Origin of the sequence: Wocania arenilitoris (assembly GCF_021728535.1) — a bacterium.
GTDB lineage: Bacteria > Bacteroidota > Bacteroidia > Flavobacteriales > Flavobacteriaceae > Wocania_A > Wocania_A arenilitoris.
This window is the reverse complement of record NZ_JAKKDU010000007.1, coordinates 49,614-70,475: the sequence shown is the minus strand read 5'-3', so window position 1 is coordinate 70,475 and position 20,862 is coordinate 49,614. Positions and strand designations below refer to the sequence as shown.

At 32.0% G+C, this 20,862-nt stretch carries 17 protein-coding genes and 1 tRNA gene; 14 read left to right on the top strand and 4 right to left on the bottom strand.

Features of this window, described 5'->3' with window-relative positions; genetic code table 11:
• Nucleotides 1-104 precede the first annotated feature (104 nt).
• The 7 genes from L3X37_RS15395 to L3X37_RS07165 all read left to right on the top strand — a co-directional run bounded on the left by L3X37_RS15395 (nt 105) and on the right by L3X37_RS07165 (nt 10,278).
• Complete coding sequence (locus tag L3X37_RS15395) at nt 105-1,937, top strand: sigma 54-interacting transcriptional regulator (protein WP_237239494.1); 1,833 nt, start codon at nt 105-107, stop codon at nt 1,935-1,937.
• Nucleotides 1,938-2,112: 175 nt separating this feature from the next.
• On the top strand, nt 2,113-2,667 hold the full coding sequence (locus L3X37_RS07190) for an OsmC family protein (protein ID WP_237239493.1): 555 nt from the start codon (nt 2,113-2,115) through the stop codon (nt 2,665-2,667).
• A 275-nt stretch (nt 2,668-2,942) separates the two neighbouring features.
• Nucleotides 2,943-6,443 (top strand): 4Fe-4S binding protein, encoded by a 3,501-nt coding sequence (locus tag L3X37_RS07185; RefSeq protein WP_237239492.1) that lies wholly within the window; start codon nt 2,943-2,945, stop codon nt 6,441-6,443.
• 170 nt (nt 6,444-6,613) lie between these two features.
• Complete coding sequence (locus L3X37_RS07180; protein WP_237239491.1) at nt 6,614-7,654, top strand: c-type cytochrome; 1,041 nt, start codon at nt 6,614-6,616, stop codon at nt 7,652-7,654.
• Between the two features lie 3 nt (nt 7,655-7,657).
• Nucleotides 7,658-8,335, top strand: a complete 678-nt coding sequence (locus L3X37_RS07175; RefSeq protein WP_237239490.1) for a Tat (twin-arginine translocation) pathway signal sequence containing protein — start codon at nt 7,658-7,660, stop codon at nt 8,333-8,335.
• Nucleotides 8,336-8,346: 11 nt separating this feature from the next.
• Nucleotides 8,347-8,760: a DsrE family protein gene (locus tag L3X37_RS07170; protein ID WP_237239489.1), complete on the top strand. Its 414-nt coding sequence runs from the start codon at nt 8,347-8,349 to the stop codon at nt 8,758-8,760.
• Nucleotides 8,761-8,940: 180 nt separating this feature from the next.
• Nucleotides 8,941-10,278, top strand: coding sequence for an adenylate/guanylate cyclase domain-containing protein (locus tag L3X37_RS07165; protein WP_237239488.1), 1,338 nt, complete (start codon nt 8,941-8,943; stop codon nt 10,276-10,278).
• A gap of 11 nt (nt 10,279-10,289) precedes the next feature.
• On the opposite strand, the gene L3X37_RS07160 is transcribed toward L3X37_RS07165, so the two are convergent.
• A complete protein-coding gene (locus L3X37_RS07160; protein ID WP_237239487.1) occupies nt 10,290-11,144 on the bottom strand; it encodes a universal stress protein in 855 nt (284 codons plus the stop codon).
• A gap of 182 nt (nt 11,145-11,326) precedes the next feature.
• Here L3X37_RS07160 and L3X37_RS07155 point away from each other — a divergent pair, with 182 nt between their 5' ends.
• The 5 genes from L3X37_RS07155 (at nt 11,327) to L3X37_RS07135 (ending at nt 15,219) form a co-directional block, all read left to right on the top strand.
• A complete protein-coding gene (locus tag L3X37_RS07155) occupies nt 11,327-12,094 on the top strand; it encodes a DUF3108 domain-containing protein (RefSeq protein ID WP_237239486.1) in 768 nt (255 codons plus the stop codon).
• A gap of 4 nt (nt 12,095-12,098) precedes the next feature.
• Nucleotides 12,099-12,476: an FUSC family protein gene (locus L3X37_RS07150; protein WP_237239485.1), complete on the top strand. Its 378-nt coding sequence runs from the start codon at nt 12,099-12,101 to the stop codon at nt 12,474-12,476.
• Between the two features lie 131 nt (nt 12,477-12,607).
• On the top strand, nt 12,608-13,663 hold the full coding sequence (locus tag L3X37_RS07145; RefSeq protein ID WP_237239484.1) for a M28 family peptidase: 1,056 nt from the start codon (nt 12,608-12,610) through the stop codon (nt 13,661-13,663).
• Between the two features lie 69 nt (nt 13,664-13,732).
• Nucleotides 13,733-14,746 carry a M28 family metallopeptidase gene (locus tag L3X37_RS07140; protein WP_237239483.1) on the top strand — a complete coding sequence of 338 codons (1,014 nt, stop codon included), beginning with the start codon at nt 13,733-13,735 and terminating at the stop codon, nt 14,744-14,746.
• 50 nt (nt 14,747-14,796) lie between these two features.
• Entirely contained in the window at nt 14,797-15,219 is a 423-nt protein-coding gene (locus tag L3X37_RS07135) for a hypothetical protein (protein WP_237239482.1), read from the top strand.
• 45 nt (nt 15,220-15,264) lie between these two features.
• On the opposite strand, the gene tnpA is transcribed toward L3X37_RS07135, so the two are convergent.
• The 3 genes from tnpA to bshB1 all read right to left on the bottom strand — a co-directional run bounded on the left by tnpA (nt 15,265) and on the right by bshB1 (nt 16,994).
• Complete coding sequence (tnpA, locus tag L3X37_RS07130; RefSeq protein ID WP_237239481.1) at nt 15,265-15,696, bottom strand: IS200/IS605 family transposase; 432 nt, start codon at nt 15,694-15,696, stop codon at nt 15,265-15,267.
• A gap of 248 nt (nt 15,697-15,944) precedes the next feature.
• A tRNA-His gene (locus L3X37_RS07125) sits at nt 15,945-16,020 on the bottom strand.
• A 257-nt stretch (nt 16,021-16,277) separates the two neighbouring features.
• Nucleotides 16,278-16,994 carry a bacillithiol biosynthesis deacetylase BshB1 gene (gene bshB1, locus L3X37_RS07120; protein ID WP_237239480.1) on the bottom strand — a complete coding sequence of 239 codons (717 nt, stop codon included), beginning with the start codon at nt 16,992-16,994 and terminating at the stop codon, nt 16,278-16,280.
• Between the two features lie 295 nt (nt 16,995-17,289).
• On the opposite strand from bshB1, the gene L3X37_RS07115 reads away from it, so the two are divergent.
• On the top strand, nt 17,290-19,131 hold the full coding sequence (locus L3X37_RS07115; RefSeq protein WP_237239479.1) for an SLC13 family permease: 1,842 nt from the start codon (nt 17,290-17,292) through the stop codon (nt 19,129-19,131).
• A gap of 35 nt (nt 19,132-19,166) precedes the next feature.
• Entirely contained in the window at nt 19,167-20,798 is a 1,632-nt protein-coding gene (pckA, locus tag L3X37_RS07110) for a phosphoenolpyruvate carboxykinase (ATP) (protein WP_237239478.1), read from the top strand.
• The last annotated feature ends 64 nt before the right edge of the window (nt 20,799-20,862 follow it).

The following is a 20,862-nucleotide window of genomic DNA, read 5'->3' as shown; positions in this document are numbered from 1 at the left end:
GTTAATTTCTTTAAAACATGATACTTTAAAAAAAAATTAAGCCTCACAACTTTTACAAATAATTAATATCTTTAACTTTACAAAGAAACCTTATACCAAAAAAAGTGTCCAAAAACCTAACTAAATTTTTATCTGAAATTCCTTTTTTTTCCGAAGTATCAAAAAAATCGCTTGAGCATTTAAGCAATAATATCAAAGAGGAAACTTACATAAAAAATGAAACTATTTTTGAAAAAGACACAATTGGAAACTCGATGTACGCCATAATTAATGGCTCTGTAAAAGCTCATGAAAAAAATCATGTCTACGGCACTTTATCCAAAGGTGATTGTTTTGGCGAATATGCTTTGATTGATAACGAAACACGATCGGCATCTATTACTGCTTTAGAAAACACCAAAGTTTTAAAAATTGAACGCCAACAATTTTTAGATGTAATGAAAACCGATAATGGTTTTGCGCAAGGTGTTTTAGCGGTTATGATAAAGCGTCATAGAGAATTGGATACCATACAAGAGCGTTTAGCATCTTCTAAAATTGAAATAGAAAATGCGAATAATAAACTGAGTGGACTAATAAATGGTGCCATGGATGCCATTATTATGTTTAGCAATAATTTTAAAATTATTCTTACCAACCCTTCAGCAAATAGATTATTAAAAAATGATGATGTTTTACAACGCAACGTTTTGTTTTTCTTTGATGATGAGAGCGCCAAAATTATAGAAGGTATTGTAAAATCTGAAAACAATAAAAAAGCAGTCAACAAATATTTACCCAATATCGTTAAAGTTATAGGTTCTGATGATACAGAAACTTTAAATGAAGGTACAATTAGCAAATACGGAAATGATTCAGAAACCTTTTACACACTTATTTTAAGAAACATAGAAAAGCGTCTTATGGCTGAAAACACCATAAGTTTATTAACTAATCAAACGCAATACTTAGAAAAAGAAATTCAAGAGCTTACAAGTGGCTATGGTATTATTGCAGAGGATATTAATATGAAGAATACTATAAACCTTATCCACCAAGTTTCAAAAACCGATGCCACAGTTTTAATTCAAGGCGAAACCGGAACTGGAAAAGAACTGGTAGCTAGAGCTATACACAAAGAAAGTAATAGAAATGACAGACCACTAATACGTATTAATTGTGGTGCTATTCCTGCTAACCTTATCGAAAGTGAGCTTTTTGGTCATAAAAAAGGCGCTTTTACTGGAGCTACAGTAGACAGAAAGGGACGTTTTTTATTGGCAGACAAAGGCACTATTTTTTTAGATGAAATTGGGGAAATGCCGATGGAGCTTCAACCTAAATTATTGCGTATAATACAAGAAGGTGAATTTGATCCTGTTGGAAGCTCTGAAACGATTAGAGTTGATGTTAGAATAATTGCTGCGACACATAGAAACCTTTTAGAATTTTCAAAATCTGGTAAATTTAGAGAAGATTTATATTATCGCTTAAACGTATTCCCTATTGAAGTTCCAGCGCTTAGAGTCAGAGGAAATGATATTTGTTTAATTGCTGAAGAAATGATGCAACAGTTTTCTAAAAAACTTAATAAACCAATACAAGGTTTAACTGAAGAAGACAAAGTATTATTACAATCCTACAATTGGCCTGGTAATGTTCGTGAGCTTCAAAACTTAATTGAACGGGCTGTTATTGTATCTCAAAATGGCATTATTAATTGGCAAGCTGTTATTCCTAATAACTCACTCAATGACAATGACACCACTACAGCTTTAAACGAAAGAATATTAACCATTAAAGAACTTAATGCCTTAGAAAAGGAGAACATAATCAAAGCATTAAAACACACTCGATGGAAAATTTCTGGAAAACAAGGTGCTGCGGAATTATTACAATTACCTTCTACAACACTTGCTTCACGAATTAAGGCTTTAGGGATAGAGCGCCCTATATAACTTACGACATTTCGTAAACAACCAAACGATATTTCATAAATAAACGAAATATAGTCACGCTTGCACGTGCAAAAACATCATTCAACTTGCTGATTTTAAATTATTTACACTATTTGGCATGCCAAATGCATAATGACAACCAAACAATAATGTTTAACAATTTAAAATTAAAAAAATGATTACAACAGCAAATGTAAAAAACGGAGTAAACGTAGACCAATTAGTAGAAACTATTGGAGCAGTACAATCAAATCCAGAATTAGCAAAATTCGAATTCAGAGCAAAAAATAATTGGATCAATGGTGGACATTGTGTGTCTAGTATCAAGAGTTTTTATGGTGTAGGTGCAGAAGACGAATCTCGTCAAGAAACTTTCACAATGGAAAGTAGTCACCCACATGTTCTTTTGGGTCAAGATGAAGGTGCTACACCTCCTGAAATTGTGTTACATGCCTTAGGGTCTTGTTTAACTGCTGCTATGACTTATCACGCAGCTGCAAATGGTATCGACATCCAAAGTGCACAATCTTCTTTAGATGGTGGTGTCGATTTACAAGGTTTTCTTGGATTAGACGCAGAAGTTAGAAAAGGATTTGATGGTATTAAGGTAAAACTTAAAGTTAAATCAGATGCATCTGTAGAGCAATTAGAAAATTTAGCAAAATTCTCTCCTGTATTTGACATAATCACAAATCCAACTCCTGTTGCTATAGAAATAGTAAAGCAGTAGTTAGACAAAAAAATGGCTACTCTAACCAACAAAAAGTAGTAGCCATTTTTTTTATCAAATTTAAAAAAGAAACAATGACAACTATAAAAATAATTCCTTCTCTAGGATCAAACAATGAGAGCTTATATACAAGGAAATCTTTTTCATGTATCAAATGTTCAAGAGGTCAAAATTGGCACAACAGAAGACGATATAAAAAATAATCGCTAGAAGAATTATTTAATAACAAATGGTTCTTTCATATTTAAAAGGAAATAAAAACCAAAACTCCTTAAATGAAAACTCAAAAACACATCATAACTAATGCAAATGAAGCAGTAGCAAAAATAGCGTACAAGACTAATGAAGTCTTTCCTATTTACCCTATTACGCCTGCTTCAGAAATGAGTGAATTGGTTGAACAATGGAGTTCAGAAAAAAAAGAAAATATTTTTGAGAGCGCACCTTCTGTTTTTCAAATGCAAAGTGAAGCTGGCGTTGCCGGAGCCATGCATGGTGCATTACAAACAGGATCACTATCTACCACTTTTACAGCATCTCAAGGTTTGCTACTAATGCTACCAAACATGTTTAAGATTGCTGGAGAACTTACTCCAAATGTTATTCATGTAGCTACAAGAAGTGTTGCAACTCATGCTTTATCAATTTTTGGGGACCATAGCGATATAATGGCAGTTCGCCAATCTGGTTATGCTATGTTAGGCAGCTCTTCTGTGCAAGAAGCCCAAGATTTTGCATTAATAGCACAAGCGGCTTCCTTAGAATCAAAAATTCCCTTTGTGCATTTTTTTGATGGTTTTAGAACATCTCATGAAACATCAAAAATTGAAGCCATTTCGGACGGCACAATTCAGTATATACTAAATCAAAAAGAAATATCTACTCATCAAGAAAGAGCTTTAAACCCTAACAATCCAGTAATAAGAGGAACCGCACAAGGTGCGGATGTGTTCTTTCAAAGTCGAGAAGCTATTAATCCGTTTTATGAAGCTTGCCCTAATACAGTGCAACATATTATGGATACCTTTAGATTAGTAACTGGCAGGTCATACAAATTATTTGATTATATAGGTCACGCTAAAGCCGAACATATTATTGTATCAATGGCATCTTCAACCGAAACTATTGAACAAACGGTGAATCTCTTAAACAAAAAAGGGGAGCGATTTGGTTTAATAAAGGTTAGATTATTTAGACCTTTCAGCACAAAGCATCTTATTGCTTCGCTACCAAAATCAGTAAAATCTATTGCGGTTTTAGACAGAACAAAAGAGCCAGGATCTACCGGTGAGCCCCTATATTTAGATATACTACAATCAATTTCTGAAGCCTATCAAAATAATAAAATAACATCTTATCCAAAAATTGTTGGAGGCCGCTATGGCTTATCTTCAAAAGAATTTACACCAAGTATGGTGAATGCCATTTTTAAAAACTTAAAACAAGATCAACCAAAAAACAATTTTACAATTGGCATAAAAGACGATGTTAAATATTTAAGTCTTGACTATTCAGAAAATATTAATATTGAAAACAATGCTTTCCAGGCGATATTCAATCAAGAAAAGAACGACATACACAACAAAAGTTTTATCAATACCTTAAATCATATTGGGAATAACAAAAATGTATTTGTTCAAGGTTATACCCAAATTAATTACAAAAAATCCAATACATATAACCGTGCCCACTTACGCATAAATAATACTAAAATAAAATCACCTTATTTAATTGAAAATGCAGATTTCATTGGTTGTCAGAATGCTCACTTCGCTTTTAACGACGATACTTTAAACAACATAAAACCAGAAGGAACACTTTTGGTTAATACTTCACTAACGTCTAAAGCTTTCTGGCAATCAGTATCAGCAAACAATCAATACCAAATTATAGAAAAAAATATCAATCTGTTAATTGTAAATATTGAGGAATTAAAAGAAATCAATATTTTAAATGATAAACCAATTACAGAATTACACGCATGCTTCCTTGCTTTAAGGCAAGATGATTTCTGCACTAATATGCTTGAATACATTTACAAAGTAGACACAAAAGTTGGTTATAATAAAGAAGCCTTAGAAATAACAGAAGACCCCACATTTTCTAAAACACTATTAGGGAGACTACTAAATAACAAAGGGAATAGTATTCCTGTTAGCTTATTACCGGTAGATGGTACTTATCAAACTGACAACTCAAAGTTTAACACGGTACATCTTGGAAATAAATTACCTGAATGGGATTTAGAATCCTGTACACAATGTGGTGCATGCAGTATGGTTTGTCCTCAGGCAGCATTAAGAATTAAAGCTTTTGATGACGCTTACTTGGAAAATGCTCCAACTACATTTAAATCAACTAAGTCCTTAGAAACCGATTGGGAAATAGACTTGCTTAGCTACACCATTCAAGTAAATCCTGAGCAATGTAACGGTTGCAATAATTGTGTTGACGCTTGTCCTGCTAAAGCTTTAACACTGACAAATAAAGATGCAATTGTAACTACTGAAAAAGAAAACTGGAACCATTTTAAAAGTATTCCAGAACTAAATAGAAGCAAAATTGACGTAACTAAAGTAAGCCAACAACAATTACAAGAACCTTTATTTAAATATCCGAGTGGAGTTGAAGGTTGCGGAGAAGCCGCATATTTAAAATTGATGTCGCAACTCTTTGGAGACAGACTTCTAGTAGCTAACGCTACTGGGGCAAGCTCTATATTTGGTGGTGCTTTACCAACAACACCTTGGAGTAAAAACAAAAACGGACAAGGTCCTGCGTGGTCAAACTCGTTATTTGAAGATAATGCAGAATTTGGCTTAGGTTACCGTCTATCTATTGACAATAAAGAGCAACAAGCTAAAGCCCTAATTGAAAAATTAATACCTCAATTAGATTTTGATTTAGCTATTGATATATTAAAATCAAATCAAAACTCAGAAATTGAAATTTTTAAACAACGTCAAAGAGTCGAAAAATTAAAACTCATCTTAAAGAAAATCAACACTCCTGAAGCACATAGACTTCTAAATATTTGCGATAACCTAGTTAAGAAAAGTGTTTGGATTGTTGGTGGCGATGGTTGGGCATATGATATTGGTTTTGGTGGTTTAGATCATGTTTTAGCATCTGGAAAAAATGTAAACATCTTAGTTTTAGATAACGAAGTTTATGATAATACTGGCGGACAAGCATCAAAAGCTACACCATTTGGAGGTGAAGCAAAATTTGCTTTTAATGGAAAACAAAAACAGAAAAAAGATTTGGGCTTTTTAGCCATGAATTACGATAATGTTTATGTAGCGTCTGTAGCTATTGGAGCAAATAAAGAACAAACTTTACAAGCTTTTAATAAAGCTGAAAGTTTTGATGGGCCTTCAATAATAATTGCTTATTGTCATAGTGATTCGCATGGTATTGATATAAAAAAACCAAGTCAATATCATAAAGCTGCGGTTAATTCTGGGCAATGGCTATTATACAGAAATGATCCTCGGAAAACAGAAAACAATCAAAATACTTTACAATTAGATTCTGATTTACCTTCAATTAAAATTGAAGACTATTTAAAAAAGGAGAACCGGTTTTCAAAATTATTTAAAAGAAATAAAGGTGAATTTAATTCTTTAATGTTTCAAATTCAAAAACAAATAGACAGAAGATTTGATAAGTATGTAAATATGGCTTCTTATGCCTTTATTAATAGATCTAAATTAATTCGAAGTAAAAAAATTAAAAAGCAATTAAATTATAAATCAGAAAACAAATTAATATAAATAGCTCATTTTTTGTAAATTGAAAAAATAATTTTAAATTATTCTTTTCCCTAAGAATTAAAAAAACAGCTCCCCAAAACTCAAAAAAAAATAAATTAATAGATGTGTATAGCTTTATAAATAGCATACCCATTTAATATAGTACCTAAACGATATTATTTAATTTAACTATGAATACAGAAATTACAAGTTTTTATAAAAGAATCAGAAAAGTTGTGTTTTTATACTTTGGCTCAATATTAATATTAGCTTTCATAACTCTACTTTATTGTTTTGATGCAATCCCTCTAGATTTATTTAAATCTAAAAATAATCTCCCAAATATTTATTACATGAATTATGATGTTTCGACATTACCTGATTCTAAAAACAATGAACTTTTAAAATATGGGTTCGAACTATTTCAAAAAACACCAAAATATATTGGTCCAGATAATGGGAATCCAGACATGGTATATCAAAATAATAGGTTATCCTGTAAAAATTGTCATTTAGGACTAGGCACAAAACCATATTCAGCTCCACTAATAGGTATCATACAAAGGTTTCCACAATTTAGAGGACGCGAAAATAAAATTGGCACCATAGAAGAACGTATAAATGGTTGTATGGAACGCAGCATGAATGGCAGAGTATTACCTCTTGATAGTAAAGAAATGAAAGGGATGGTTGCTTATTTAGAATGGTTAAGTCGTTACGCGCCAGAAGATGGAAATATAAAAGGAAAAGGATTTTTAAACCTTGAAATACCTAATAGAGCAGTAAACCTTGATAATGGCAAAAAAGTATTTACTCAGCATTGCGTGACTTGCCATGGAATAGACGGACAAGGTTCATTATATGCAGACGGCTATAGTTATGAATACCCACCACTTTGGGGAGACGACTCATTTAATAATGGTGCTGGAATGACACGAGTTATTACTGCTGCAAAATTTATTAAAGGGAATATGCCTTTTGAACTAGCTACTTATGATGCTCCGGTATTGACAGATGAAGAAGCCTATGACGTTGCAGGATTTATCAATATGCACAATCGCCCTCAAAAATCGAATCCTGAAAAGGACTTTCCAGATATAAAGAAAAAACCTGTATCTACGCCTTACCCACCATATGCAGATAACTTCCCTACTGAACAACATAAATTAGGACCATTTGAGCCAATAATGGCATTTTATAAACAAAAATATAATATCACTAAAACCAAGTAAATTATGAAAACAAATGACAGTAATTCAAGACGACAATTTCTAGGAGCAATAGCTCTTGGTGCAACTGCAAGTACAATATCTGTACTAACAAACCCAATTTATGCAAGCACAAAAACCTTTGATACAAAAGGAATGAAGGCTACAGAAAATTGGTTCGACAAAATTAAAGGAACACATCGTATAGTGTATGACGGTTCTACGCCACATGCAGGTTTACCAATACTATGGAATTGGGCATTTTATCTATCTCACAATTCAACAGATTCACCAGATAGCGACATAACTGCGATGACCGTTTTGCGTCATTCTGCTATTCCTCTTGCATTAAATGATGACATGTGGGCAAAATATAAATTAGGTGAATTTTTTGGAGTAAAAGATCACACAAAAGATTTTGCATTAAGAAATCCATGGTACGAACCACAAGATGGTGACTACCCAATTAATGGCCCAGGCGGTATAAAAGAAATGCAAAGTAGAGGAGGATTATTTTGCGTATGCAATTTAGCTCTACAGGTGTATAGCGGAAAATATGCCGAAAAAAACGGAGGAAATCCTGAAGAAATATATAAAGATTGGATTGGAGGTTTAATTTCCGATATAGAATTAGTGCCATCTGGTGTATGGGCTCTTGGAAAAGCGCAAGCAAAAGGCTGTGGTTATATTTTTGCAGGAGAATAAAATTTATAAATATGAAAACATTTATAAATTTACTAATGACATTGGTAATTACCACAATGTCTTTTGCTCAAGAAAATGCGGTAAAAATTGTATTCGATGTAACGAGTAGCAATACCAAAGTACATCAATCTACAATTAGGCATGTAAAAATGATGTCGGAATCTTACCCAGACTCTAATTTTGAGGTGGTTATGTACAGTGGCGCCATAGCAATGGTACTAAAAGAGAAATCTGTTGTTGCAGAAGATTTAGAAATGCTAGCCCAAAAGGGTAATATCGATTTTGTTATTTGCGAAGGCACAATGAAACGTCATAAAATAGAAAATTCTCAAATTATTGATGGTGTAAGAAGTGTCCCTGATGGTATTTTAGAAATCATTGAAAAGCAACAAGAAGGCTGGGGTTATATTAAAGAAGGACAGTAAAACTCAGAGTAGATTTTAATTAACAGGCGCAATCTAAACTTGAAAATTAAGATTGCGCCTGTTATCATTATTTTAAAATTTGGTGTACCCAATCGTACTTAACTATATTCAAAAGTTTCTTTCAAAAAGCCAATTCAATGATTTTTTTTGTAGCTTTAAACCTCATTAACCCTCTATAGTATGCCAACCACTAACACTCCCCTAATAACTTATACAGGAATAAGTCAACAAATAGAACATCATGATATGGAAGCAACACTTTTAGAGTGCTCCATCACAAATCAAATTCCACATATACATGAATGCGGAGGCAATGGACAATGTACTACTTGTAGAATACGAGTTATTGAAGGGCATCATAATCTAAACACTAGAACGCAAAAAGAACAAGAAATTGCAAGGTTAAGAAAATGGGATCCATCTATTCGATTAGCTTGTCAATGTTATGCTAAAGGTAATGTTAGCATTGAACGACTCGTATGGACAAATTCTGAAGTTAACAAGCTTCAATTAGAAACCGTTCCAGAAGGAGTAGCCGAAGAACGCGCCATTGCAATTCTATTTTGTGATATTCGGGGGTTCACAAAAATGACTTCAAAAAACAGTTCGTTTGATGTGGCTCACATTTTAAATAGGTTTTATACGGTTTTAGGAGACCCCATACTAATAAATAATGGTATTATTTATCAATATGTAGGAGACGAAATCATTGGCTTATTTGGAGTCTCTGGAGGCATAAAAAGTAAAAATTCTACAGATGCCGTAAGAGCAGCTTTAGGTATGCAATATGCTATAGAGCGGCTTAATCGTATTGAATTAGTTGATTTTGATGTGAACATTAAAATGGGAATAGGCGTTAATTTTGGAAAAGCCTATATCGGACATTTAGGTCATCCTAAGCATAAACAATTTGCTGTTGTGGGAGATCCAGTAAATACAGCTAGCAGAATCCAGTCATACAATAAAAAAGCTCTTAGCAGTATTTTAATCTCAGATTCTATCCTAAAAGGAATTCCTGCAGATACATTAGACATTGGACGCTCATTTAGTAGCCAAATGGACGGTCATAATCATGAGACTATAATCCATGAACTCTTAGGTTTTCAAAATGTAGATATTCAATTGGAACTTCAGCAATCTCTTGATTTCTTACTTAAAAACGAAGATGTTTTTGCTGAAAAATTTTACGGTAAATTATTCGATAAAGCTCCAGATACCCAATCATTATTTAAAAATAATATGTCGTCACAAGGAAGACTTCTAACACATATGCTTGGTGGTATTGTATATTCTATGAGTAGGCCAGAAAGCTTAACCATGGGGCTTCAACTTTTAGGTAAAAGTCATGTGCGTTATGGTGTTCAGACAGAACACTATCCTGTTGTTTTAGAATGCCTTTTAGAAACTATACAAGAAGAGCTAGGTGAAATGTATAGCGATAAATTACTAAGCGCTTGGGAACAAGCTCTTGAAAAAGTTACTTCAGAAATGAAACGCTATGCAAAAGATGAACACTAAATCCTTTCAATTTAGTCCAATAGTGGTCGAGAACGTTCTATCACCAAAAACGGCACATTAATACCTAAGGCAAATGTTTCAACAGCATGCTTAGTAAACAAGCGCTCTAGAAATGAATGTTTCTCACTCATCATTGATAACATTTCTATATTATTATTTGATAAATACTGCTTAATAACGGAAAACATTTCCTTTGTATTAACATCAATATACTCATGTATGGCATCCGGAAAATTAGTGTTGAAAAAATCATTATTTCTTTCTTGTTTTTGTGATAAATGATGTTCATCGGCAATATGAATAATAGTAAGATTCGAATTATATAAACGCATCAAATCTTTTAGTAATAACAGTTTTTCTTTTTCAAATAACGTTTCATGATTTGTTGAAAAAGCAATCCTATTAATTGGTGCAAATTCACATCCATCAGGAATTGCCAAAACAGGTGTTTCACAACGTTGAATAACTCTTACCGTATTGCTTCCAAAAATCACTTTATCTAATCCAGAAGCTCCTTTTGTACCCATTACTATTAAATTGACTTTGTGTTTTTTACATACTTGACTTATTGCATCTATAAAATTATCGTAATCTACTACAGAATAAAACTGGTGTTTCTTATTATGATGCTTTTTTTCAATGTTAGATATAATGTTTGAAATTGATATTTTGGCGGCATCAATTAGGGTTTTATAAATGGTTGCAGATGATGATACAACCATCATATCATCTGATATAAAAGAGGATGCTTTTTGCACGTTAAGTACATAAAAACAACACTCAACATCTTTAAACAATTCTACGGCATAATCAATGGCATTTATCGAGTTTTTAGATAAATCTGTAGGTAGTAATATGGTTTGCATAAAAGTATAAAATGGATTACTTAGTAAATATATGATGAGAATTAAAATAAAACTATGACAATTATCAGTTGAGAAGCCTATCTATTTTTAACAAATAAAAATTAGCATAAAAGTATAAAGCATTGTATTTTCGGCATAATTAATGCGACAAAAAAGTTATAAGTACTAAATATTTCTAATATATGATTCAAAAAATTTTTGCTGTTATACTTTTCATTTCTTTAAACCTAAATGCACAGAATAATGCTGTTTCACCAGGTGAAAAGCTCACTTATACTGCAGCATATAGCATGTCTGGAATTTTAACAGATATTGCTGAAGTAGTTATGGAAACCAGCAGCATAAAAACATCAAAAGCTACTTTACTTAGATTAAAATGTACTGCGGTAACCTATAGCAAATGGGATAATTTTTTTAAGATTAGAGATTTATACGAAAGTTATGTAAGTCCAAAAACATTAACACCTTATTTGTATAAACGCGATATTAACGAAGGCAACTATTATAAGTTTATGAAATATTCGTTTAGCCATAAAACCAATACAGTAAAATCTCAATTAAAAAAGAAAAACAATTACGAAGAAAACAAAAACGTTAGTATAAATTCTGGAACAAAAGATATAGTTTCTACACTTTATAAATTACGTTTATTTGATTATAAAAGTATGCCAATTGGTACCAAAAAATCGTTCACTATTCTTTTTGACAGAAAAGAAATTAAAGGTCAATTAACCTATTTAAGCAAAGAAACTATAAATACTGCTATTGGAGAAAAAGTATGCTACAAGTTGGCTATTGGCTCTAATCAAACTGATGTGTTAAAAGGTAAAAACAATAATTTTTTATGGCTTACAGCCGATGAAAACAAAATTCCTGTTTACGGAAAATTTAAAATCCCAGTGGGTAATGGCGAATTAAAAATAAAATCTGCTTCTGGATTAAAACATTAATAAAATGAAAAAAATATTTACAATTCTGGCAATAATAGCATCTGTATTAGCAATTATGCTTTCTGTTTTACCACTTTCTAATCTAGCAATAATACCATCTATAATTGCACTTATTTGTGGGTTAATTGCTTTTTATCTTTCAAAGAAAAGTGGCGAAGTAAAAAAAATAATTCAATTCACCTTTTTACTAACTATAATTGCATTAGCCTTAACAACATATAAATCGTTATTCAACACTGCTGAGGTAACTAATATAGAGGCTTTAGAAAAAAAAGAAGTTACATCTAAAGAAGAAGCTATTGAAGAACTAAATGATATAGATATTGATGAAGATGAGATTGAAGGTGAAATTGAAGCTGAAGATATTCATATTGATGGGTAAGCATTTTCTTCTTTTATTATATATTTGCAGCTAATTTTAAAAATAAAACGAACATTCTAAAAAATTTCCTGTCATTAGAAAATAGATTAGTTGTAAGTTACATGTGATTTTTAAAACAGCTACTAACACGCATGAAAACTTTTTTTATACTATTTGCATTTACACTTGTTGGCACCTGTGCTACAGCCAAATACACTACTAAAATTAAAAATTTAAAGGAAAACATTGAGCTAGTAGATAGCACACTTGCCTTAAAATATGCTAATACTATATCAGCAAAAGAATTAAGCAAACATTTATATAAATTTTCGTCGGATGAATTTTTGGGTCGAGAAGTAGGTGAAATTGGGCAAAAAAAAGCAGCTCAGTTTCTTAAATCATATTATCAAACAGAACAAATAGAATCTCCTTATGGCAATAATGCTAATTACTATCAAACAATACCTGAGAGTTTCTTTTATGGAAAAGCAAAAAAAACAGAAAATGTTTTAGCATATATTAAAGGTTCTGAAAAACCTGAAGAAGTCATTATTATTTCAGCACATCTTGATCATTTGGGTATTTCAGAAAAAGGAGAAATATTTAACGGTGCCGACGATGATGGATCGGGCACTGTAGCTATAATGGAAATTGCTCAAGCTTTTAATCAAGCAAAAAAAGATGGCAATGGCCCTAAAAGAAGTGTATTATTTATTCATTTTACTGCTGAAGAATTGAATAAACAAGGTTCTGAATATTACACAAAATACCCAGTATTTGCTTTAAAAAATACCGTTACAAACCTTAATATTGATATGATTGGACGAGTTGATGATGCACATTTAAATAACAAAAATTATATCTATTTAATAGGCTCAGACAGGTTAAGTAAAGAATTACACTATACCTCTGAAAAAGTAAATAATTCTTACTTTAACATTAATATAGATTATAGATATAATGTTGTAGGTGAAAAAAATCATTATTATAAACGGTCCGACCATTATAATTTTGCAAAGCACGATATTCCAGTTATTTTCTACTTTAATGGTGTGCATGATGATTATCATGAAATTACCGATACACCAGATAAAATAGATTATAACGTATTAGAAACACGTACTAAACTTATATTTGCAACAGCATGGCAAATAGCGAATCAAGAGCATCGTATTAGAAAAGATGAAGACAACGAGTTCTTAAAATAAGAGCAAATAATCACTATATTTATTTCCCTTTTTTGTAATATAGTAACTTAAAAACAACACGTATATATAATGAAAAAAATAGGTTTGCTTTTTTGTATGGCTATTCTAATAGCGTCATGTAGCAGTTCAAATAATAAAAATGCAAAGAAAGATGTTACAGACTATGCTAAAACCATTGCAGCAAGCGAGTTAAAAGACATGCTTTACACCTATGCATCAGATGATTTTGAAGGTAGAAAAACTGGTGAACCTGGACAAAAAAAAGCCATTGAATTTATAAAAAAACAATATGAAGATGCTAAAATCCCTTCTCCAATTGCTAATGGCAATTATTTTCAAGAAATACCAGAAAAGTATTTTAAAGGTAGAGCTAAAACTTCAGAAAATGTTGTGGCATTTATAAAAGGCTCAGAAAAGCCAAACGAAGTTATTGTAATATCTGCTCATTTAGACCATATTGGAATATCATCTGATGGCGAAATAAATAACGGAGCAGATGATGATGGTTCTGGCACAGTAGCAATCTTAGAAATTGCTAAAGCCTTCAAAACAGCATCAGAAGAAGGTAATGGACCTAAACGCTCTATTGTATTTTTACATGTAACAGGCGAAGAAATTGGTTTGTTTGGTTCGCGTTATTATACCGATGTAGATCCTATTTTTCCATTAGAAAATACCGTGACTAATTTAAATATAGATATGATTGGTCGTGTAGATCCTAAACACGAAAATGGTAAAAATTATTTGTACCTCATTGGGTCAGATAGACTAAGTAAAGAATTGCATGATGTTTCTGAAGCTGTAAATAAAAAATATGTAAATCTAGAATTGGATTATACTTTTAATGCTATTGATGATCCTAATCGTTTTTACTACCGATCTGATCATTACAATTTTGCAAAAAACAATGTGCCAGTAATTTTTTATTTTAATGGTACACATGCTGATTACCACAGACCATCTGACACTCCAGACAAAATAAATTACGAATTTTTAGAAACACGTACCCAACTTATTTTTTATACGGCTTGGGAATTGGCTAATAGAGATGAGCGGGTTAAGGTTGATCCAAAAGAATCATAATTTTTATACAACATAGTTATTCTTGTAAGTAAAAAAATGGCAACTAATTTATGAATAAGAAAACTTTTGCTCTCTATACTATCTTAGCTATGCTTTTAAGCTCTTGCTATTCATACAGAGTTCAACCAAAAGAATTTCGAAAATTAGAAAACACTAATACTCAGCCAAAAGCTTATATAATTAATCGAACATTGGAAAAGGAAGTTGAAATTCTGAAATCATCTGAATTATTTATAATTGTTGAGGATAGTTTGCATGCAGATTTAAACATTAAGCTTTACCCTATAAATAAATACAGGCGAGGTGGCGACGGAACTATTTGTTCTATTACTATATTTCTTACAATTATGCAATTACCTTGTTTTAATTCATCTTCGTATAAATTCAAATTTGACGAGATTTACAAAGAAAACATAAAGAAAAACAATATTGAATTATTTATAACTAAACCACTATGGACTAAAGTACCATAGGTTTTTAAATCTGACTAAAGTCAGCAGTACGCAAACAATTCGTGATTACTCAAGTATAAAAGAATCTGTATCATTGTTTGATTTTCGATGATGTTCTAAATATTCATTTACCATTTCATCTGTAATATTACCAGTACTCCAACAACCAAATCCTATAGCCCAAAAATGCCGCCCCCAATATTTTTTGTGCAATTTCGGGAACTCTTGCTGCAATCGACGAGAACTTCTCCCCTTCATTTTCTTTACTATACTGCTAATATCTTGTGATGGACGATATTCTATATGCATATGAACATGATCTTTACTAACAACCCCTTTCAAGATATTTATCCCTTCCGCATCACAAATCTGTATCAATATAGACCTACACTTTTTTTGGATATCACCTTCCAAAACTGAATATCTGTATTTTGTACTCCAAACTATATGTACTGTTAATCTAGAAACAGTATGTCCATTTACTCTTTGCTCTGACATAAACCAAAGATAAAAATTTTTAGAAGCTAAAGCGAGATGCACTAAAGTGCATAGTTTTAACTAAATTTGAGACCAATAAAAGAATTTGGTTTTGGGATTTTCTTTCTTTCAAAAAGAATTTTGAAAAAAAAGCTGGTAAAGCATTGTTAGGAATGTATTATAGAGACAAATAACAAATTCACATTAAAAGAGTAAATTTAATTGAACAAAAAAAGCCTTCCAAATAACTCGAAAGGCTTTTACTTTTTGGGTGGAAGACCGGATTCGAACCGGCGACCCTTGGTACCACAAACCAATGCTCTAACCAACTGAGCTACAACCACCATGTATTTTAATTTAAAACTTTAAAAAAGTTTTTACAAAAGGAGCGCTCTAACCATCAGAAAGAACACCACCATGTATTTTGTTTTAAAACCTTAAAAAAGTTTTATAAAAGGAATGCTCTAACCAACTAGTAAAAGCAACCATGTAACTAGCATTTTGCAATGCGTGTGCAAATGTAATTGATTTCAATCTTTTCTACAAAGACTTTTTTTAATATTTTAAGTACCTTCTAAAAATAAAATCTATAATATTCTTAACTACTTTAAATTAAATAAACTATCAACTGCTAGATAACGCTCAACAGTAAAGCCTTCGGCATATTCAACACCAACTAAACGCCCTAAGTCTCTTGCTCTATATTTTATGCTATCGGTAAAGTTTTTGCTAGAAATTGGAGTTTCTGGCTCTTTACTTTTAGCATCATAAAATTGTGTTTCATAGGCTAAAACTGCTTTCATTTTTATGTCTATAAATTCAGAAACATCAACAACAAAATCAGGTTCTAAATTTTTCCATTGTATATAATGGTATACCTGTTTTGGTCGCCAAGGACTTTGTACATCATCATCAACGGCAGTCTCTATTTTTATCAATCCGCTTAAAAAACAAGCATCGCTTACTAGTTTACTTCCTTTCCCGTGGTCTATATGCCTATCATCAATTGCATTACAAATCACAATTTCTGGTTTGTATTTTCGAATTACTTTAATAATGTCTAATTGATGTTGCTTATCATTTATAAAAAAACCATCAGAAAAACCTAGATTCTCTCTAACAGAAACACCTAGTATATCAGCGGCATTACTAGATTCAACGGCTCTTGTTTTAGCAGTGCCTCGTGTCCCTAATTCACCTTTAGTTAAATCTATAATACCAACTTTTTTGCCCTTGGCAATTTCTTTTGCTATGGTGGCTCCGCAACCTAATTCTACATCATCAGGATGTGCACCAAAAGCAAGAATATCTAATTTCATATTAATTATTTATAATTCATAAAAACCAAAAATAACTTATTAATCCTATTTTTTTTTAGTTTTTTATTCAATTTCATTAAAGATTCACATGTAATTCTTCAATAAAAACTAGCAAATTCATAAAACTCGTAATTACGAAAACGTATTCGTAAATAAGATTTGCAGTTTCTGTTTGATAAATATAACAATAGTTAAAAAATAACTGTCACTGCAAAAGCATGACATTAATCATAATTATACAGAAACTTCTACTGTAATTTTACAATATAATTATTAAACCCTTTAATTATAAGGTATGATCTATTTAATGCTACTCATTTTAGTTATTACAATTGGGCTTTTTGTTTGGGGCAAGTTTACACCAGATATTGTAGCTCTAATTTCTATGATAAGTTTATTCTTAACAGGTATTCTAGATGCTACCGAAACTCTAAGTGGTTTTAGTAACCCTACTGTTATAATGATTGCTGCATTATTTATTATAGGAGAAGGTATTGCACAAACTGGTTGGACAGCTATGGCTGGTAAAAAGTTTGTGGAGTGGGCAGGAAAAAGCGTTCCAAAATTATTAGTAATTGTAACTCTTGGCGCAGGAGTATTATCTGGATTTGTTAGTAATACAGGTACTGTTGCTACATTAATGCCTTTAACCATTTCATCAGCTTGGAGTATTGGTACATTACCTTCTAAAATGTTAATGCCTGTTGCTTTTGGGTCGAATACTGGTGGATTACTAACACTAACAGGAACACCTCCAAATATTATAGCAAGCAACGCTTTAATTGAAGCTGGTTTTGAAGGGTTTTCATTCTTTGAATTTGCATTAATTGGATTGCCATTACTTTTAATAGCACTACTCTATTTTAGGTATATAGGTTACAAACTTTTACCAAAAAACAAAACAAATAACAGACCTGTAAATATTGAATCCACTTTACACAATTGGATTGAAGCTTATAAAGTAGATGATGGTTACTATAGATTACGCATTAGAAATTTATCTCCATTAATTAATACAAAACTTCAAGATTGGCATTTAGAAAAGGAATATAATGTTTCTATAATTCGATTAAAAAGAAGACATGTAAATGTTTTAAAGGGAATACACCAATTTGAAGAGTTTCCTGATCCTAATACAGAATTACGCTTTCATGATATTATTACCGTAAAAGGTGAAACTGAAGCTATTAACAGGCTGATGATTACTTTTAGACTGGGGCTATTACCTTTAGAACCTATTACCGAAGAGTTAAAAAACAACCTGATTAATCAAGAGGTAGGCATGACTGAGGTAATAGTAAATACAAATTCTATACTTGTTGGAAGACGTTATAAATTAGGCGATTATTTTAAGCGATATGGTATTCAACTGTTAGCAGCATCTCGAAACAATAAACCTCTAAAAGAAAAAGAAATTATAGTAAGAGCTGGTGATTCGTTTTTAATTAGAGGCACTTGGGAACATATAGACAACTTAAAAAAGCAACACGAAAACTTAGTTATTATTGGTAGTCCAGAAGGCATGGCAAAAAATGTAGAGAGCCTAAATATTAAATCTTATATCGCTCTAGCATCGTTGGTCTTAATGATAATACTTATGGTATTTAAAATTGTACCTGGTTCTATAGCAGCATTAATTTCTGCTGGAATTATTTTACTAACAGGATGTGTACCAATAACTAAAGCTTACAAAGGTATAAGTTGGACTAGCGTAGTTATGATTGCTGCCATGATACCTATGGGCATTGCATTGCAAAAAACAGGAACTGCACAAATTATTGCAAATGGTTTAGTAGATTATTTAGGGGCTATTCACCCCATACTCTTACTTGGCGGCGTGTTTTTACTAACAACAACTTTTAGTCAAGTTATAAACAATTCAGCAACAGCAGTATTAATGGCGCCAATAGCTATACTTGCTGCAAACTCGCTAAACCTATCACCAGCACCATTTATGATAGCGGTTGCTATAAGTGCATCAACAGCTTTTTTAACACCAATAGGCACTACAACTAATGCTATGGTAATGACAGCTGGTGGTTATAAATTTATGAATTACTTAAAAGTTGGTACGCCATTACTTTTAATATTCTTTACAATATCAATGATACTTGTGCCCATTATTTGGCCATTTTAATAAATTAATAATAGGAACCTTTAAATTAAATAAAAATGAAAACAACAGGAACAGTTCAAAACGACAAAACCCTTGAAAAGTATGGACTAAAAAATGTAACAGTTAATTGGAATTTGCCACCCGAAGAACTTCAAAAAATTACAGTTGATAAAGGCATGGGAAAAGAAACTGCAAATGGAACACTTGCTATAAATACTGGTAAATTTACAGGACGTTCTCCTCAAGACCGTTTTTTAGTAAAAGATGATTATACAGCAGATAAAGTTTGGTGGGGAAAAACTAATAAAGGTATTTCTCCCGAAAATTTTGACAAACTAGAAAAAGAAGTTGTTAAGTATTTATCTGGAAAAGAGATTTACGCTCGTGATGGTTATGTTTGTGCAGACCAAGAGTTTAGAACAAATATAAGAACAGTAACTGAGTTACCTTGGTCAAATTTGTTTGTATACAACATGTTTTTAAGACCAAGTGAGAAAGAGTTAGAAAATTTTAAAGAAGATTGGTTAATACTTTGCGCTCCTGGGTATGAATGTCCAGATCCTAAATCTTTTGGCATTCGTCAAGGAAATTTCTCAATACTAAATTTCACTAAAAAAATAGCGTTGGTAGGAGGATCAGCATATGCTGGAGAAATGAAAAAAGGCATTTTTTCTGCACTGAATATGATTTTACCAACAGAACATAGCGTACTTCCTATGCACTGTTCTGCCAACGTAGGCAAAAAAGGTGATACAGCTATTTTCTTCGGATTATCAGGTACTGGTAAAACAACCCTATCTGCAGATCCAGACAGAAAACTAATTGGAGATGACGAACATGGTTGGACAGCTGATAATACTATTTTTAATTTTGAAGGAGGTTGTTATGCGAAAGTAATTGACCTAACCGAAGAAAAAGAACCAGATATTTTCAGAGCTATTAAACCTGGGGCTATGCTTGAAAATATTACCTTTAAGGAAAATGGCGAGCCTAATTATAAGGATAGCAGTATTACTCAAAATACGCGTGTTAGCTACCCAATTTATCATATTGATAACATTCAAGAAACACTTTATGCTAACAATCCTAAAAACATCTTCTTTTTAACATGTGATGCCTTTGGGGTATTGCCTCCAGTATCTAAATTAACTCCTGGACAAGCGGCTTATCATTTCATTTCTGGATACACTGCTAAAGTAGCTGGAACAGAAGCTGGAATTACAGAACCAGTACCGTCATTCTCAGCATGTTTTGGAGAACCATTTATGCCTTTGCATCCAACTGTTTATGGAGAAATGTTAAGTAAAAAAATGCAAGAAGCAGGTGTAAACGTTTGGTTAATTAATACAGGGTGGAGTGCTGGTCCTTACGGTGTTGGTTCTCGTATAAAATTAAAATATACAAGAGCTATGATTACTGCAATACTTAATGGCGATTTAGATGATGTAGATTACGATCAGAACTTTATTTTCGGGTTACACATGCCTAAATACTGTCCTGGTGTACCATCAGAATTATTAGATCCAATGAATACATGGTTACAAAAAGGAGCTTATGTTGGAAAAGCTATTCAATTAGCACACTCTTTTCACCTAAACTTTGAGAAATTTGCAGCACAAGCATCTACACAAATTATTGAAGGTGGGCCACTAATTGATGAGCATCATCATTTACACGAACACTTTTAATAGGTTCTTATTAAACCGTAAAAGGAGCTCTTTTTTGAGCTCCTTTTATATTTCTAAATTTATA

Excerpts from the sequence above, each read along its gene's own strand:
- L3X37_RS07140 (WP_237239483.1), top strand. The coding sequence starts at position 13,733 with ATGAAAAAAATAGGTTTGCTTTTTTGTATGGCTATTCTAATAGCGTCA.
- L3X37_RS07145 (WP_237239484.1), top strand. The coding sequence starts at position 12,608 with ATGAAAACTTTTTTTATACTATTTGCATTTACACTTGTTGGCACCTGT.
- L3X37_RS07185 (WP_237239492.1), top strand. The coding sequence starts at position 2,943 with ATGAAAACTCAAAAACACATCATAACTAATGCAAATGAAGCAGTAGCA.
- L3X37_RS07180 (WP_237239491.1), top strand. The coding sequence starts at position 6,614 with ATGAATACAGAAATTACAAGTTTTTATAAAAGAATCAGAAAAGTTGTG.
- tnpA (WP_237239481.1), bottom strand. The coding sequence starts at position 15,696 with ATGTCAGAGCAAAGAGTAAATGGACATACTGTTTCTAGATTAACAGTA.
- L3X37_RS07165 (WP_237239488.1), top strand. The coding sequence starts at position 8,941 with ATGCCAACCACTAACACTCCCCTAATAACTTATACAGGAATAAGTCAA.
- L3X37_RS07150 (WP_237239485.1), top strand. The coding sequence starts at position 12,099 with ATGAAAAAAATATTTACAATTCTGGCAATAATAGCATCTGTATTAGCA.
- L3X37_RS07115 (WP_237239479.1), top strand. The coding sequence starts at position 17,290 with ATGATCTATTTAATGCTACTCATTTTAGTTATTACAATTGGGCTTTTT.
- bshB1 (WP_237239480.1), bottom strand. The coding sequence starts at position 16,994 with ATGAAATTAGATATTCTTGCTTTTGGTGCACATCCTGATGATGTAGAA.
- pckA (WP_237239478.1), top strand. The coding sequence starts at position 19,167 with ATGAAAACAACAGGAACAGTTCAAAACGACAAAACCCTTGAAAAGTAT.
- L3X37_RS07155 (WP_237239486.1), top strand. The coding sequence starts at position 11,327 with ATGATTCAAAAAATTTTTGCTGTTATACTTTTCATTTCTTTAAACCTA.
- L3X37_RS07170 (WP_237239489.1), top strand. The coding sequence starts at position 8,347 with ATGAAAACATTTATAAATTTACTAATGACATTGGTAATTACCACAATG.
- L3X37_RS07160 (WP_237239487.1), bottom strand. The coding sequence starts at position 11,144 with ATGCAAACCATATTACTACCTACAGATTTATCTAAAAACTCGATAAAT.
- L3X37_RS07175 (WP_237239490.1), top strand. The coding sequence starts at position 7,658 with ATGAAAACAAATGACAGTAATTCAAGACGACAATTTCTAGGAGCAATA.
- L3X37_RS07135 (WP_237239482.1), top strand. The coding sequence starts at position 14,797 with ATGAATAAGAAAACTTTTGCTCTCTATACTATCTTAGCTATGCTTTTA.
- L3X37_RS07190 (WP_237239493.1), top strand. The coding sequence starts at position 2,113 with ATGATTACAACAGCAAATGTAAAAAACGGAGTAAACGTAGACCAATTA.